Origin of the sequence: Sphingobacterium gobiense, from assembly GCF_002980575.1 — a bacterium.
Taxonomy (GTDB): domain Bacteria; phylum Bacteroidota; class Bacteroidia; order Sphingobacteriales; family Sphingobacteriaceae; genus Sphingobacterium; species Sphingobacterium gobiense.
The window spans coordinates 463,031-479,965 of sequence record NZ_PVBS01000002.1 but is presented as its reverse complement, the minus strand read 5'-3'; the positions used below and the strand labels follow the sequence as shown (position 1 = coordinate 479,965).

The following is a 16,935-nucleotide window of genomic DNA, read 5'->3' as shown; positions in this document are numbered from 1 at the left end:
AAATTTATGTAAATTTGCAAAAACAAGATCTGGCATTACGTGGGTATACAGGAAATTCTCGATAAGTACGCGCAAAGCGAAAAGGTAAAATCACTAGTTAAAAGCATACAGGCAAAAAATCCTAAAATTCATCTTAAAGGGCTTATTGGCTCGTCTGATGCAATGTTAGCCGCGGCAGCTTATACCTTACAGGAAAGACCTTTCATCTTTATTTTACCTACACACGAGGAAGCTTCCTATTTTTTAAGTGATTTAGAAAGCATATTGGACAAACAGGTTCTATTCTTTCCTGCATCATTCCGTAAGGCTTATGAATTCACACAAATAGACGCTTCCCATGTACTGCAACGTGCCGAGGCGTTAAGTGCACTAAACCATACTTCTGAACTGCCCAAAATGCTGGTAACCTATCCGGAAGCCATTGCCGAAAAGGTTATTAATCGAGATGATTTAGAAAAGAATACGCTGAGCATTACGCAGCAAAGCAAACTCAGCATCGATTTTATCAATGAGTTTCTTTATGAATACGATTTTGAACGTGTTGATTTCGTATACGAACCGGGACAATTTGCCATCCGTGGGGGGATAGTAGATATTTTTTCTTTCTCTAATGATCTCCCCTACCGGATTGAGTTTTTTGGAGACGATATAGAAAGCATCCGGACATTTGATGTGGAATCACAGCTTTCCGTCAGCAAGATACATACGGTCATTATTGTGCCCAATGTACAGGCAAAATTCCTATCCAATAACCATATCTCCTTATTGGAATACATTGACCGGAATAGTGCCATCTGGTTAAAAGATGTGCAGTTCACGCTAGACGTCTTGAAAGATGGCTACAAAAAAGCATCCGAGTTCTGGAAGGCTCTCCCCGAGAAAGATATCCAGGCCAATAGCGAATGGGTAGATCCGAGGGTTACCTTTACGACCGACCGGGCCTTCGGGGAGATGCTATTTGACTTTCCCAACATAGAATTTGGAAAGCAATTTTTCTACAAAGCAGATGAAACGGTTTTTTTTGACACACATCCACAGCCGTCGTTCAACAAAGATTTTAACCTCCTGATCCATAATTTCAAGGAAAATGAAAAACAGGGCATACAAAATCTTATTTTCTCAGACTCCACGAAACAAATCGAACGGATTTTCACCATTCTGGAAGATATCGATAAATCGGTGACGTTTATACCGATACACCGTGGTTTCCGCGAAGGTTTCCGTGATGACGAACAAAAATTAGCTTGCTACACAGATCACCAGATTTTTGATCGTTACTATAAATATAAGCGTAAAAAGGGTTATGAACGCTCGCAGGCCATTACACTGAAAGAACTTCGTGATTTGAAGCCGGGCGATTACATCACCCACATCGATCATGGCGTGGGAAAATACGCCGGATTAGAAAAGGTAGAGGTCAACGGGAAGGCACAGGAGATGATCCGTTTGGTCTACGCAGACAACGACCTGCTCTATGTCAATATTAACTCCTTAAACCGCATTTCTAAATATTCGGGCAAGGAAGGTACCGTTCCTAAAATGAACAAGCTAGGAACGGATGCTTGGGACAAGCTTAAAAAAACGACAAAGAAAAAGGTCAAAGACATAGCCCGCGACCTTATTAAGCTGTATGCTAAGCGGAAAGCCCAAACCGGAAATGCATTCAGTCCGGACACCTATTTACAAAACGAACTCGAAGCATCCTTTATCTACGAAGACACACCAGATCAGGAGAAAGCGACCAACGATGTAAAAAGAGATATGGAATCGCCCCACCCGATGGATCGATTGGTGTGTGGGGACGTAGGTTTCGGAAAAACAGAAGTCGCTATCCGGGCAGCTTTCAAAGCTGTAGCTGATAGCAAACAGGTAGCGGTGTTGGTTCCAACCACCATTTTAGCTCTACAGCATTATCGTACTTTTCGCGAACGTCTGAAAGGTCTTCCTGCTAATGTTGATTATATCAATCGATTTAAATCGTCAAAACAAATTAAAGACACATTAACTCGTCTTGCAGAAGGCAAAATAGATATTATCATCGGCACGCACCGATTAGTCAGTAAGGATGTTAAATTTAAGGATCTGGGATTGATGATTATTGACGAGGAACAAAAGTTTGGTGTCTCTGTTAAAGAGAAACTCAAAGTGATGCGGGCTAATGTAGATTCGTTGACATTAACCGCCACACCCATTCCGCGCACCCTCCATTTTTCACTGATGGGCGCACGTGACTTAAGCATCATCTCCACGCCACCTCCCAATAGACAGCCTGTCCAAACGGAACTGCACGTGTTTAATGAGACACTTATACAAGGCGCGGTTTCGTACGAACTCGAAAGAAATGGACAGGTATTTTTTATCCACAACCGGGTAGCTGATTTACCTCAACTGGGTGCCATGATTCAAAAGTTGGTGCCGGGTGCACGCGTGGGTATTGCCCACGGACAACTGGAGGGAGACGAACTCGAGGATGTCATGCTGAAATTCATCAATCATGAGTTTGATGTACTGGTCGCTACGACGATTATTGAAGCGGGTCTAGATATCCCGAATGCCAACACCATCATCATCAACCATGCGCACATGTTTGGTCTAAGTGATCTCCACCAGATGCGTGGTCGTGTAGGGCGTTCCAACAAAAAAGCGTTCTGTTATCTGCTAAGCCCCCCATTATCGACGTTAACCAACGAAGCTTATAAGCGACTTTCAGCATTGGAAGAGTTTTCTGAACTAGGTTCTGGATTTAATGTCGCTATGCGTGATTTGGATATACGCGGCTCGGGAAACCTGTTGGGTGCAGAACAATCTGGCTTTATAGCCGAAATCGGCTTTGAGATGTACAACAAGATTCTTGACGAAGCTGTCCAAGAACTAAAGGAAGATGAATTTGGGGAACTATTTGCCGATGAAAAGGATAAAAAGTATGTCTCTTTTACCCAAATAGACACTGATCTGGAGGTGATGATTCCGGACGAATATGTTACCAATATTGGAGAGCGCTACAATCTCTACAACGAGATCGGAAAACTGGAAAATGAACGACAGCTCGCGACATTCGAAAAAGAGCTGGAGGATCGTTTTGGCACCATACCTAAGCCTGTTTATGAGCTATTCAATACCTTGCGTCTGCAATGGTGGGGCAAACAGATTGGTTTCGAGAAGATTTCCTTTAAAAAGAACACACTTAAAGGTTATTTTGTCAGCAATCCAAAGTCCAGTTATTTTGAATCTGATCAATTTGGGAAGGTATTGGCATTCGTGCAGGCACATCCGGCCATATCGAATTTAAAAGAAGTGAAAGGGCAACTTAGGCTGGCGCTGAGCAACGTGAATAGCATTGATTATGCATTGCATTTGCTAAACGAAATGACATAAACACGAAGGTCAGCACACCGATGCTGACCTCCTCATTTTATCTATTTTCGCAATATACTATAAGCTTAACTTAACTTCTAAATGTTTGTCGCTGCGGATATAGGTCGAAACGACTTCGTAAGTTAACTCTGATTCTCCCTCTTGGGCAGTAATGATCTGGGAGGAGGAAGGAAAAAGCGTCACTTTTTTGGTGCCTTTACCACTCTTCAGGTGTAATTCAAAATACAGGTCACTGTGATTGCTAAGTTCATAATAGTTGGTTACCACACCCTGCGCATTCTTTTTGCTATGGTAAGCGCTACCTAGCGAAACACATGCGTGAAAAAGATCTTTGATGTGCTCTTCTTTACCAAATAAGTAATTACTGGACCAAGCGATAGTTCGACCTCGCTCTAACGCTTCACGGATAGCGGTAGCCGAACGACCTTCTGCCATGACCAACGTCATGGTGCGGTGCACACCCTTTCTCTCAATATCATAATCATGCGCTATCAAATTATGAATATCTGTATTCCCTATAATGGTTAAATCTCGATCTAAAGCCCAATCCAGAGCTTTTTTATGAAATCCGAAACCATTCACAACCTCAATCCCGTGCAATTTTTTTTCTTGATACATTTTTTCTACAAATGGAATCCATTCGTAAGACCCTTCGATCTGCGTCGCTTTCCAACCTGGATGATTCCAGAAAACAAACGCATCTTGATCTATCACCGATTGAATGGCTTGTTCATCCAGCGCGTTCGCTCTATCGGTTAAAAAATTCTTATCATTATCGATAAAAAGCGCATTAAAATGTCCCGGAGGCGTGTTCCTTGTTATTTCGGTTCCCTTGATCAAGATAATATTACTTTCATCAGCCAAATTTTTAGCTAATTCGTAAGATCTTAGATTCCCGGGCGTTACATCAGCTTGATGTGGCGTATATTCAACGTGTTCTGTAAAAGAAATCACGTCCAACCCTTCTTTCCAGGCCTCCTGAACACGTACATTCGGCCACACATGTCCATCCGTGAACACGGTATGCATATGGAAATCACATTTTAAAACCTGTAATCCGTTGACGTTTGGAATCGTTATAATTTCACGTTTTTTTTGGTAACGGAATTCGTCCAGTCGTATAATTCCATCATCTGTCTGTGCTTGACTTAGGTAACTACATAAACTTGCGAAAGCAAGTAAAACGCCTAATTTTTTCATGTTTTATTGATTGATTTATCTGCCTCAAGATACGTATATCATATAATCCGAATATTAGCTAAATATTTTCTTTTTATCAAGTCATCGCGACTGAAACGCACTAAAAAACTACTATTTAGCTAGATTATTCATTAACTTTGCCAAATATCATATACGTACTATGGCAAAGCTAGAAACCTCTTTAATTCACGAAGGTGAACATTTCAATACCACGAAATCGGTTGTTACACCGATTTTCCAGACATCGACGTATCTCGCGGACGATATAGCATCTTTCGCACACGCTGCAACGGCAACAAAATCGCCCGAATTCTATCATCGCCATGGTAATCCCAACAATAGCCAAGCAGCAGCACTTATAGCGAAATTAGAGCAAAAAGAAGATGCGTTGGTATTGGCAACCGGCATGGCAGCAATCAGTACGGCTGTCCTTGCTGTCGTAAAGAGCGGCGATCATATCATTACGCAGAAAGCACATTACGCTGCATCATTGACGTTTATTCGTGATTTTTTATTACAATATGGCGTAGAGGTGACCCAGGTCGATCAGACCGACAACGATGCTTTCAAGGCTGCTATTCGCCCTAATACGAAACTCATCTTTGTGGAAACACCTTCCAATCCAAACCTCGATATTACCGATTTGGAGTATATTGGCAAACTTGGTAAGGAACATGGGATCTTAACCATGATAGACAACACCTTTGCTTCTCCTATCAACCAAGTACCAGCTGATTTCGGTATCGACATTATCGTCCATAGCGCTACAAAATACCTTGGCGGACATAGTGACCTTACAGCAGGAGCCGTATGTGGTTCGGCAGCGTACATCGAACAAGTTTGGCGCCGGTCACTCTTATTAGGCGCTTCGTTGAGTCCCTTTGATTCTTGGTTGCTATTACGTGGCTTAAAAACATTGGCATTGCGCGTTCGCCAGATTAATGAAAACGCGCTCGCCTTAGCGCAATGGTTGGAAAGACAGCCCACCATCAAGAAAGTTGCCTATGTAGGACTTGAAAACCACCCCCAGCATGCGTTGGCAAAAAAGCAGATGAAAGGATTCACGGGTATGCTCGCTATCGAAATCGATGGCAAAGACGATACCGAACAGTTCCAAAGAGCACAAGCGATACTAAGCAAATTAAAATTCTTCCACAACGCGGTAAGCTTAGGTGGAATTGAATCCTTGATAACCCATCCTGCTAGCATCTGGGGTGCACATCAAGCGGGGAAAAAAGGAAATCAGCTATCTTTTAGCAAAGGACTCCTTCGTATCTCGGTAGGCATAGAGCATATCGATGATCTTATTGGTGATTTTGAGGAGGCTTTAAAAAACTAGACTATCAACTAACCCGGATTAACATACCGGGTCGTTGACAGTCTTTTATTGTTTTTCTTTCCATGAATCAATTAAAAACGGGAGCCTTTGTCCGCATTGCGCCCGGTATAGAACCTCCTATCGAAGGCCATCCGTCTCGCCATTCAACTTTATCCAGCATCAGGGGACGTCTAGTAGCGCCGCTAGAAACTGTTCCTTGAGCCCTGTCTATCCCATGATAAAGCATCCAATCTGTGCCTTCATCATCGGTAATGATACGTGAATTATGACCTGGTCCGGCAAATATTTCACTCCCTTGGATCAATATCGTACCTCGACCACGCTCCGTGATGTCGCGCCCATCTCTATCGAGATAAGGTCCTTTTAAATTTGTTGAACGTGCTACCAATACACGATATTGGCTATTGGCCCCTTCACAACAACTCCCCTTAGAACCAAAGAAGTAATAATAATCTTCCCTTTTATGAATCATGACCGCTTCAAAATCACCAGCTGCTATCTTTGTCTTTTGAGATAAATCAGGTACGCTCAAACCATCGTCACTCAAATCGACGACATACGTTCCCTGTGTAGCAGCATTGCTAAAACTTCCCCAAAATAAATACCGATGCCCCTCTTCTTCAAAGAAATGCGGATCAATAGAATTCGGCACATTTATTTCGTTACTTGTAAAAAGCTTCCCCTGATCGGTAAATGGTCCTGATGGCTGGTCAGCCGTCGCTACCCCCACTCCCGGATTAGCATCTCCCCACGTAGAATAAGAATAATACATGACAAACCTCCCGTCCATATAAACCACATCAGGAGCCCATATATTACCTGAGTTTTTCCAATTAGGCTTTGTAGAAAACGCTTGTCCGACCAACGCCCATGAAGTTAAATTTTCTGAACTGACAACCGGTACTACACGATTCCCAGCGCCATCTCCCCAATTATCTTCCGTTCCGTACGCATAGAATAACCCCGTCCGGGGGTCCCTAACTACGGTCGGATCTGCTAAAATCGGTTCAAAAACAGGGTTTCTATACATAGTCTCTTCTGCCGGATCGGCCTCTGGTGGCTTGGGAGCCCCGAGGTAAAGACCTGCCCCCTTATCTTCGCAAGCTATGAAAAATAACAACGCCCATATATACATATACATTTTTCTCATATCATTATCGTTTTGAATATTCTATATAATCCAATTCACCATACCCACTTTGACGACGAATACTTATTTTATGGCTACCAACTTCCAGATCAAATAGTAGGTCGAAGGCTTGCCATACGTTCCATCCGAGGTTTGGAATATTATAAACCTGTGCTTCGGATTCTTTGTCATCAATATAAATTTTGTGCGAAGTATTGTTGAAACCAGTACCAGCAGCTACCCGAATTAGATATTCTCCCGCCGCTCGTACGTCGATCGTTACATCAATACCACTTTCTGCATTATCTATGGCGCCAACTTTTGCTTGGTTAGATGATGACTCTCTTGTCTCCCGATCGGTAGCCACCCGCGCTAAACCTCGCAAAATTGCGTGTTCAGCCTCTATCCGGATAGGCAACACCTTAACCGTTGCCGTCACCACATCACTTTTTACGCTGTTCCCGGCAACGTCAGACAAAACGGCATGAAAAGACAGCTCCTGATCGGGTATATTTTCAGTGACCGGATATGCCCATGTGTAAGGTGCAATATCCTTTTCGCCGATTTTCTCCTCTCCTTTATAAAACGCTACTTTACTCAATTTTGCGCCACCGTAAGCGCTCCTTCCTTCGACGTTCAGGATGTAGGTGCCGTCGGCTATCGCAATGGCATCCGCCTGCAATATAACCGTCGGCGGCAGCGTACTCGAAGGGATTTCCACTTCATCTTTGCAGCTTGTTATGATTAGCATCAGACAAAACGGGAATAGACAGACTAACTTCTTCATGTTCATACTCTTTTTGTGGTTGTGTATATAAATCATTCTATCTCTCTACGTTAATAGCCCGGGTTTTGCGTCAAATCGGAATTATCTACATCTGACTGTGGGATAGGATACCATTCATGTTTACCGGGCACAAAATTATGGAAATCTGCATCCCGCTCTTTCAGCACCTCCAGGTTATCTGCCAGCTCACCCCAACGCACCATATCAAAATAGCGCCATCCTTCGCCAGCGAGCTCCAGCAACCTTTCGTGTTTAATTTGTTCGCGAAAAGCCGCTTGGTTTAATCCGGGCTTAGCAGTCGTTAGCGTGGGTAAATTGACCCGAGTCCTTACCCTATCCACATACGTATAAGCATCTCCTGTCCGGTTTAATTCATTTAAACATTCGGCATACATCAACAGGATATCGGCGTAACGGATCATCCGGTAATTGTTCGGTGAGCTGAAGTTCTCATCATTTCTCCAGTGGTCGTTCAACAATTTCCGGAACCACACTCTTTTGTCATTCGTACCGTACCGTTGCTGCCAGGTCTGTCCATATACCATCGTAAAGGCAGGCCCACGCTCATCCGCGTAGTCATACAAAAAGCTTACGCCCGCCCGTGGATCTCTTTTGTTGTCGACGGTTCTTTCGGTTTCGAATGCATCCACTATCCAACGCCTTGCAGCACCATCGGCGTATCCCGGACCGGGTGCTGGCGGCGCTAAAAACTTGGCCACGGACGTGCCGGTATTTAGACTAATGCCTGGATTAGTATCGTCGTCCCCATTCTCTGCAGGATTTTCTTTATATTGTATCTCATAAACCGACTCCTGGTTATTCTCATGATCTTTATCGAAATTATCTGCGTAATTGGCCATCAAGCCGTAGTGTATTGCACCCTCTCCGGTCACTAACCATTCCATCGCGTCTTTCGCCTCATTGAACCTACCCTGTTGCAAATAGACTTTTGCGAGCAACCCATGCGCAGCCCCTTTGGTAACCCGGCCAACCTCGGCGGCATCATACGAGACCGGCAAATCAACCAGCGCTTCCGTCAAGTCCTTTTCAACCTGTGCATACACTTGTCCCGGTGTTGCGTTGGGTGGATAATCCGTAGGTAACAATGGTGCCAAGACTAGTGGTGGGCGTCCCCAAAACACTACCAAATTAAAGTAATTTAACGCCCGTAAAAATTTGGCTTCGGCTATAATACGTCTTTTCAAAGTCTCATCCATACTGATCTGTGGCACGTTGGCTATGACCAGATTCGCCCGATAGTTGACATGAAAAATTGCATTCCATTGTCCGTTGCCCGTATTGTTGCTGGTATAGGAAAAAGCCATATTATTATTTAGCCCGATATCACCGCCTGAGCCAAAGCCTTCATCAGACCGTAATAAATAAAGAAAGTGCATCCAACGGTTATAATAGTTATTGCTTCTATTCAAGCCGCTGTATACCGCATTGATTCCTTTGACAGCATCAACATCATCTTGCCAATAAGATTCCTCCGTTAGCATATCGGGATTTGGCTCATCAAAATTTCTCTTGCACGAAACAGAGAGAAAGACGATAGCTGCTAATATTATTGTCAATTTTTTCATCTTAATAAATTGTCCCATTCTACATTTATTTTTGGTTCAACGATTTACAACCCTAAAGCTATCCCGAATGACACAATCCGGTTGGGTGGCCATCCGCCAACATCCACGCCTGGCTCCAGGTTGGCATTAGCACCCACCACATCCGGATCCAATCCGGAATAGTTTGTGATGGTCAACAGATTTTGTCCGCTGACGTACACCTGCAACGAAGAAAGGTTCATCCTTTGCACGATACGTGCAGGCAGATTGTACCCCAGCTGAACATTACTCAGTCGCAAGTAAGATCCATTTTCCAGCCAGCGCTGCGTATCGCCGCGCACATTGGATTGAATACCCTGATCCACCGCAGGATCGCCCGCTGTGTTACTGGTATAGGACACACCGAGGCGTGGAAAATCTGTTGGATTTTCAGCTGTCCATGGCACAATTCCTCTCCTATAGTTGGAGTAGCCCATACCGTCGAAATCGCGACGCATATCGTTGTAAAGTTTCGTGCCGTACACCCCATAAAGTTGCATATTAAGTGTAAAGTTTTTATAATACCCGTTAAACATCAAACCGGATGTGAAGGTAGGCCATGGGGTACCTGCAAAGGTTCGGTCTTCCGAGTTGATATCATTACCTGTGCCCATATCTTGCAAGTTTACGTACCGGATGTCGCCGGGCTTCGCGATACCAGACTGTGCACGATGTTCATCAATTTCAGCTTGATTCTGAAAGATACCATCCGTCAATATAACATAGTATTCGCCAATGGAACGTCCGACCTGCGTACGCGTATTGCCCGATTGTATGTAGTTTCGAGGAAGTCCCGTTGCCGGATCAATGCCCAGATTACCGAGCGACAGCACTTTATTACGAACAAAGCTAATGTTTCCCGTTACATCCCATCGAAAGCCTTCTTCGTTCGCTGCTTGGGGCTTATAGGTTAGTTCAAGCTCCACCCCTTTATTTTCAATAGATCCCATATTCGTGAATATATCCCCCCCCAAGCTACCTATATAACCGGGAATCGGCAGATATAGTAGCACGTCGGATGTAATAGACCTGAACACATTAAAAGAAGCATCTAGTTTCCTATTAAATAACGAAGCATCAAAGCCTAAGTTTAATGTCGCTTTCTCTTCCCACCGCAGGTTGGGATCCACCAGCCTCACCTGCGTGCCCCCCACATAAGCATTTTGCTCACCTGGTCCAAATATCGCACGTGGCGCCTGATTGATTAGCCCAATATATTGGTAATTGGATAAATTGGCAGCACCTAGCAATCCGTACGAGCCCCTTAATTTCAAATCAGACACCCAATCCACATCAAAAAACTGCTCATTGCTAATTCGCCATGCCAAGGCTCCTGAAGGAAAAAATCCCGAGCGATAATTTTTGGAGAATCTAGAGTCCTTATCTGAGCGGAAGGTAAAGGTCGCCAAATAACGATCGTCATACGTATAGTTGAACCTTCCTAACCAAGAGTCGATAAAATTTCTGCCCCTACTGCCAGACGACGTATTTTCTCCGGTAGCCGAGTTGATCGTGTTGAAATAGCGATCTCCAGCCTCGAGCAGATCGGTTTTTCCCGCGTTGATACCATCCCTACCTATGGTTTGTTGGGTATAGCCTACTACACCATTGAGCTGGTGCTTATCGAACGTTTTATTGAAATTCAGTGTGTGCTCAAAAAGATAACTCAAAAACTGGGAGCGTCCCTCGTCGATCCGCGTTGGGGCATTAATCTGATTCCAATACCATATTCCCTGCCCTCGTAAACTTGTATTCTTGTCGAAACTGGTTTCCATTCCGGCATTTAATCTATAGGTCAACCAATCGGTAATGTCCGCTTCACCGTATACATTTCCCATGAGCTTAAAGTAGTTGTAACCAGAATTGGTGATGTAAGCTTGGGCCACATGGTTTCTGGAGTATGTCCGGGCGTTATCGGAGCCGATTCCCCATCCTCCAGGGTTGGCTGCACTTACAAATCCCGCATGCTGAACCGGAATAATCGGTAACATACTGAAGGCATCGTAAAATGGATTGCCTCCAAAGTTCCCTCCTGAAAACGGAGATCGACCATGTGATGATGATATCATGATATTTTCTCCGACCCGGAAGCGGCCCCGTGAAGTTTCCGTATTAATACGAAGTGCTGCTCGGTCAAACTGTCGTTCGATCACTGTGCCTACGTCTTTGAAATAAGCACCGGACAGGAAATACTTGGAACCCTTACCTCCGCCGGATAAAGAAACGCTATAATCTTGTATTGCCCCCGTGCGGAACAGTTCATCCGCCCAGTCTACATCCGTACCGTCATAATTCTCCACAGCAGCTTGTTGTGTATAACCTGCATTTTCATAGGCTTGCCGGTTCATCGCGACATATTCTGCCCCATTCATCATATCAAACATCTTCGGTAGACTAGTGACACTATACCTTGCGGAGGCATTGACTACCATGGGGGAATCGGCCTTTCCTTGTTTGGTAGTAATGATGATAACGCCGTTGGCGGATCGGGCGCCGTAAATCGCAGCGGCAGATGCATCTTTTAAGACTTGGATGCTCTCAATGTCATTCGTATTGATAGTTACGTTAGGATCTGAAAGCATCCCGTCTATGACATACAAAGGGCTAGCATTGCCATATAAGGTACTTAACCCCCTTATGTTGACTACGGCACCTTGACCAGGTCCTCCGGAGTTTCTCACCACAACACCTGATGATTGACCTTGTAGTGCTTCCGGTAACGATCTTGCCACCTTCGCTTCTGTATTTTTGGTATTTACCACCGACGCAGCACCCGTAAGATCTTTTTTACGTATCGATTGATAACCAATGACAACCACTTCATCCAGCTCACTTTCTTCCGCGAGCAATACGATGTTTACTATTTGGTTGGGTGATACAGAGCTTTCTTGTGTGACATACCCTACAGACGTAAATACAAGTGTTATGTCAACACTACTTACATTAATGGTATAGCTGCCATCCGTCGCTGTCGTCGTACCATTATTAGTACCTTTTTCATATACTGACACATTACCGATTGGGTTTCCGTCCATATCAGTTACTGTACCTTTTACCGGAACCAATTCTTGGGCTCCTTCAAAGTTTAATCTGTTGTGGCTACTTTGTTTAGTTGTCGTAACGGGTGAATCATTTACGCTAGCGAACGACTGCAACACAAAGATGCATAAAAACAAGACTAATATAATCGTGAAATGCTTCATACAATAGTTTGTTAAATTTTTAAGTGGCGATAACGCCATGCATTGATAGTTCTTTGATAAGTTTCCCACTTGTGCGTAACGGGGGACTACCCCTTGGTTTATTTTTCATTTGTTTATATGGTTAACGTGTTATTATAACAATCGCAATTACGGAAAAATACCTCCGTTAACTTCCACGTTTTGTTTCAAAAACTCGTTATTTTGTCTTTTCCAATTCATCTCACCCGGTCGCACTTTCTAAACGAGAAACTATTGTGTAGTTTTGGTGATAGCTAAGCAAAAACGATAATTATGATAGATGCTATAGACCAACTCCATAAACCCAAAATTTTAATTGTAGATGACAATATGGAGGTTTTAGACTTTTTAGAAGATGATCTAAGCGATCAATTTGAAATCGCGAGAGCGTCCGACGGAGTAGAAGCCCTAGAGGTACTAAACCTCCGTTTGATTGATCTCATTGTCTGCGATGTGATGATGCCAAAAATGGATGGTTTCGAGGTATGTAAAATTATCAAGTCTACTCCAAACCATGCGCACATTCCCATTATTTTGCTTACGGCTAAGAATACGCTGAACGCTAAAATAGAAGGTTTGGAGATTGGTGCCGACGCTTATATCGAAAAACTTTTTTCACCAGAATACCTTCGTGCACAAATCCATAGCTTGCTTCTTAACAGAAATAAGATAAAAGAGTTTTTTATCTCCTCACCTTTTGTACATGTCAAAACTTCTACTGTTCAAAAAAATGAAGAGTCTCTTTTTTTGGAAAAAATATATGACGTAATCCAACAACATTTGGCGGATCCGAATCTGGACGTCGAAAAACTTGCAGATTTAATGAACCTGAGCAGACCGACTTTATATAGAAAAATTAAGTCCATATCAGATGTATCACCTAATGAACTTATCAATATGGCGCGATTGAAAAAAGCGACCGAACTGTTATTGCACCATGATTATAAAATATTTGAAGTCTCGTTCTTAGTAGGCTTTAGTTCACACACACATTTTGGACGGAATTTCCAAAAACATTACGGAATGTCACCCCGTGAGTATATTCAAGAGATCAACAACAAGAAAGCCGACATCTAGGACCGTATTGTCATTCAAAATAATATGTAATAAATCGTGGTTATGTCGGATACCCAAAAATATATCGTTCTGTTTTTCATCAGCTTGCTACACTTTTCATCGGTGTATAGCCAGCAATATTACTTCAATCACTATCAAGTAGACCAAGGATTATCGAACAACTTCATCTCATGTGCAGTACAAGACGAAGATGGTTTTTTATGGTTCGGAAGCAAAAACGGCTTAAATCGGTTTGATGGCAACCAGTTCAAAATTTACCAGAGCGACCCTTCTGTGCAGAATGGATTGGAGAGCAACTTCATCCGACAGCTTTTAGTGTATAGAGATCACACAATTTGGGTAGGGACCGATCAGGGAATTTATATTTTTGACAAAGAGAAAGAACAATTTCATATCTTCCGGGACGATATACGTGGTGAAGTTTTATCTATCCGGACAGACGATAAGGAACATATATGGTTTGTTGCCAATCTCACTTTATATTCCTATAAACCTATATCCAACCAACTGCGGCAACTGACGAAACCGGAAGATTTTTTTGTTTCTGCACTTACTATAGATGCGGATGGCAAAGCGTGGTATGCGAATCACCTAGGTTTACTGACCTGTGTTCACAGCCAACAGTCCCTCAATCTAAACGAGGTACTCGGCACAAAAGATATTTGGGTTCAACAACTCTATACAGACCAACAAGGTTATATTTTAGTGGGAACAAGAAGCCACGGCTTATTACGCATTTCACCCCATGATTTATCTGTTGAGCATATTTTCGGGACAAATACCGAAAACAACAATCTTTTCGTGCGGGACATTCTCCACATCAATCAAGAATATTGGGTCGCTACAGAATCTGGAATATTTATATACAATACGAAAACGAAACTCACCAAAAGACTTTATCACGAGCACGACAACCCGTGGAGCCTTTCAGACAATGCTGTATATGCCTTATGTCAGGATCACGAAGGAGGATTATGGGCAGGCACTTATTTTGGAGGATTAAATTACCATCATCCCAAACTCGATTTATTTGAGAAAATATTCCCTAGAAACCAAAAGCCATCTATCTTAGGGTATGCTGTCCGTGAGATGGTCGAAGATCCATACGGGAATATCTGGATTGGCACCGAAGATAAAGGGATTAGCTGTTGGAATTCCGACTTAGAAACTTTTTCGCACTATGGCACTGCAGATGGGCTGTCTCACAACAATATTCATGGACTATTATTGATAGGAGACACCCTATTAATAGGTACTTTTGACAAAGGACTGGATTTATTTGATATCCGCCGAAGACAGATGATAGCGCATTATGACAGCCATAATACTGGGGGGACTTTAACTAATAATTTTATCTATTATATCTATAAAACACGAGCCGGTCTTATTTATCTCGCAACAGGGCGAGGTCTCCATATTTTCAACCCGAAAACCCGAACTTTCAGTATATTCAAAAAAGTTCACAATTACATTTTTTACACGACCATCTTTGAAGATTCGCGGGGCAACATCTGGTTTGGCACCTGGCGGGATGGACTACTTAAATACGATCCCACTATCGATAAAACGACGATATATACTCATAACATACAACAACCTCATTCGCTAAATAGCAACAGAGTAAACCACATTCGTGAACTCTCTACAGGAGCAATATGGGTAGCCACCGAAAATGGCATTGCTATTTTAAACGAAAATAACGAGGATTTCACTAGGATAACCACAGCCCAAGGTCTTCCCAGCAACCAGATTCTCACCTTTACCGAAGACGATTTCAACACGCTCTGGATATCCACATCACATGGACTTGTCAGCTACCATACACAAACAGGTAGCATGCAAATATATAACAAAGAAAGCGGAATAATCGGACTACAGTTCAATTATAACTCCGTATTTGAAGATGCCAATAAGTTTATCTATTTTGGTGCAACCGGGGGGATGATCAGATTCAACCCGAAACGTATTCAACACCATTCTCCCTCTCCAAAAATTCCTATTTATTTCACCAGTCTGCATGTACAACACAAAGAAGTACTGGCATCCAATCCCAATACTATTATCAATACGGCTATTGCTTATACGCATTCCCTTAACCTGGAACATGACCAATCGACTTTCAGTATCGAATTTGCGGCAATGACGTTCCTCTCGCCACGATCAAAGGTATATCGTTATAAGCTTGACGGATACGACAATAAGTGGATTACCCTTAAAAACAGTAACACAGCGTATTTCACACAAGTACCGGCAGGAAAATACACACTCTGTGTACAACTAACGGAGATTGACGGAACCCCACTTTCCGCCGAAAAAAAACTTGACATTGTTATCCATCCGTCTATCTGGCGGTCCCCTATCGCCCACACGCTATACGGATTAGCAATACTGTCTCTTATTGGATATATCATCTGGTCTTATGACCGAAAAGTAAAAGAAAAAAACAGAAAGCGCATCGAGGCACTTAAAATTCATCGGGAAAGAGCGTTATATAAAGCGAAGATCGATTTCTTTACTAATATTGCACACGACATTAAAACACCGCTGATGTTAATAAAAGCACCATTAGGAAAGATCATGTTTAGAATTGATGAAAATTCGCCGTTGCTCAAGTGGTTGCACACCATAGAAAGAAATACCAATAAATTGGTATTGATGACTAATCAATTGCTGGATTTCAGAAAAATGGAATCAGATAGTTTTAAATTATATTTTACCGCTGTGAATATCAATCAACTCCTAAAAGAAATCGCTTTTGATAATAATACACTTATCCAATATAAGAACATTAAATTATTTTGGCATTTAAATGCGCCGGAGTCATTAGTACTCGACAAAGAAACGGTTTCCAAAATCGTATCCAACTTATTAAGCAATGCAATAAAGTATACACAAGATTATATCCATATATCAACGGATGTCGTTGCCGACAAGCAACTGCATATCACATTTCGGAATAACGGAAATCTGGTTCCAAAAGAGGAAATGGAAGACATCTTCAAACCCTTTCATAGAGCGACGGCACATATAGGTAAAGCCGAAGGTACCGGTCTGGGTTTGTCACTGGCCAGATCGCTTGCTGAGCTACACAGCGGTACACTGACTATGGTAACAGAAGAGCGAGAGAATATATTTATACTCAAACTACCACTGCAAGAGGAGCAACAAATAACTACCCCTCCTTAAATGCGTGGCGTTTAATT

At 42.8% G+C, this 16,935-nt stretch carries 9 protein-coding genes; 4 read left to right on the top strand and 5 right to left on the bottom strand.

Annotation, left to right across the window (positions count from 1 at the left end; translation table 11 throughout):
* The first annotated feature begins 39 nt into the window (after positions 1–39).
* Positions 40–3,375: a transcription-repair coupling factor gene (gene mfd, locus C5749_RS11100; RefSeq protein WP_105726033.1), complete on the top strand. Its 3,336-nt coding sequence runs from the start codon at positions 40–42 to the stop codon at positions 3,373–3,375.
* A 57-nt stretch (positions 3,376–3,432) separates the two neighbouring features.
* Here mfd and C5749_RS11095 read toward each other — a convergent pair whose 3' ends face one another.
* The gene (locus tag C5749_RS11095) at positions 3,433–4,575 is read right to left on the bottom strand and encodes an Sb-PDE family phosphodiesterase (RefSeq protein ID WP_105726031.1); all 1,143 of its coding nucleotides are present in this window, start codon (positions 4,573–4,575) and stop codon (positions 3,433–3,435) included.
* A 160-nt stretch (positions 4,576–4,735) separates the two neighbouring features.
* On the opposite strand from C5749_RS11095, the gene C5749_RS11090 reads away from it, so the two are divergent.
* A complete protein-coding gene (locus C5749_RS11090) occupies positions 4,736–5,914 on the top strand; it encodes a trans-sulfuration enzyme family protein (protein ID WP_105726029.1) in 1,179 nt (392 codons plus the stop codon).
* Positions 5,915–5,981: 67 nt separating this feature from the next.
* On the opposite strand, the gene C5749_RS11085 is transcribed toward C5749_RS11090, so the two are convergent.
* Genes C5749_RS11085 through C5749_RS11070 form a run of 4 tightly spaced genes read right to left on the bottom strand, consistent with a single transcriptional unit; the run spans position 5,982 to position 12,637 of the window.
* The gene (locus C5749_RS11085; RefSeq protein WP_105726027.1) at positions 5,982–7,064 is read right to left on the bottom strand and encodes a family 43 glycosylhydrolase; all 1,083 of its coding nucleotides are present in this window, start codon (positions 7,062–7,064) and stop codon (positions 5,982–5,984) included.
* A gap of 4 nt (positions 7,065–7,068) precedes the next feature.
* Positions 7,069–7,830 (bottom strand): carbohydrate-binding protein, encoded by a 762-nt coding sequence (locus C5749_RS11080; protein WP_146113738.1) that lies wholly within the window; start codon positions 7,828–7,830, stop codon positions 7,069–7,071.
* 50 nt (positions 7,831–7,880) lie between these two features.
* Complete coding sequence (locus tag C5749_RS11075; protein ID WP_181151459.1) at positions 7,881–9,416, bottom strand: RagB/SusD family nutrient uptake outer membrane protein; 1,536 nt, start codon at positions 9,414–9,416, stop codon at positions 7,881–7,883.
* A 44-nt stretch (positions 9,417–9,460) separates the two neighbouring features.
* Entirely contained in the window at positions 9,461–12,637 is a 3,177-nt protein-coding gene (locus tag C5749_RS11070) for a SusC/RagA family TonB-linked outer membrane protein (RefSeq protein WP_105726023.1), read from the bottom strand.
* Positions 12,638–12,928: 291 nt separating this feature from the next.
* Here C5749_RS11070 and C5749_RS11065 point away from each other — a divergent pair, with 291 nt between their 5' ends.
* Positions 12,929–13,732, top strand: coding sequence for a response regulator transcription factor (locus C5749_RS11065; RefSeq protein ID WP_105726021.1), 804 nt, complete (start codon positions 12,929–12,931; stop codon positions 13,730–13,732).
* A 42-nt stretch (positions 13,733–13,774) separates the two neighbouring features.
* Positions 13,775–16,918 carry a ligand-binding sensor domain-containing protein gene (locus tag C5749_RS11060; RefSeq protein ID WP_105726019.1) on the top strand — a complete coding sequence of 1,048 codons (3,144 nt, stop codon included), beginning with the start codon at positions 13,775–13,777 and terminating at the stop codon, positions 16,916–16,918.
* Positions 16,919–16,935: the final 17 nt, after the last annotated feature.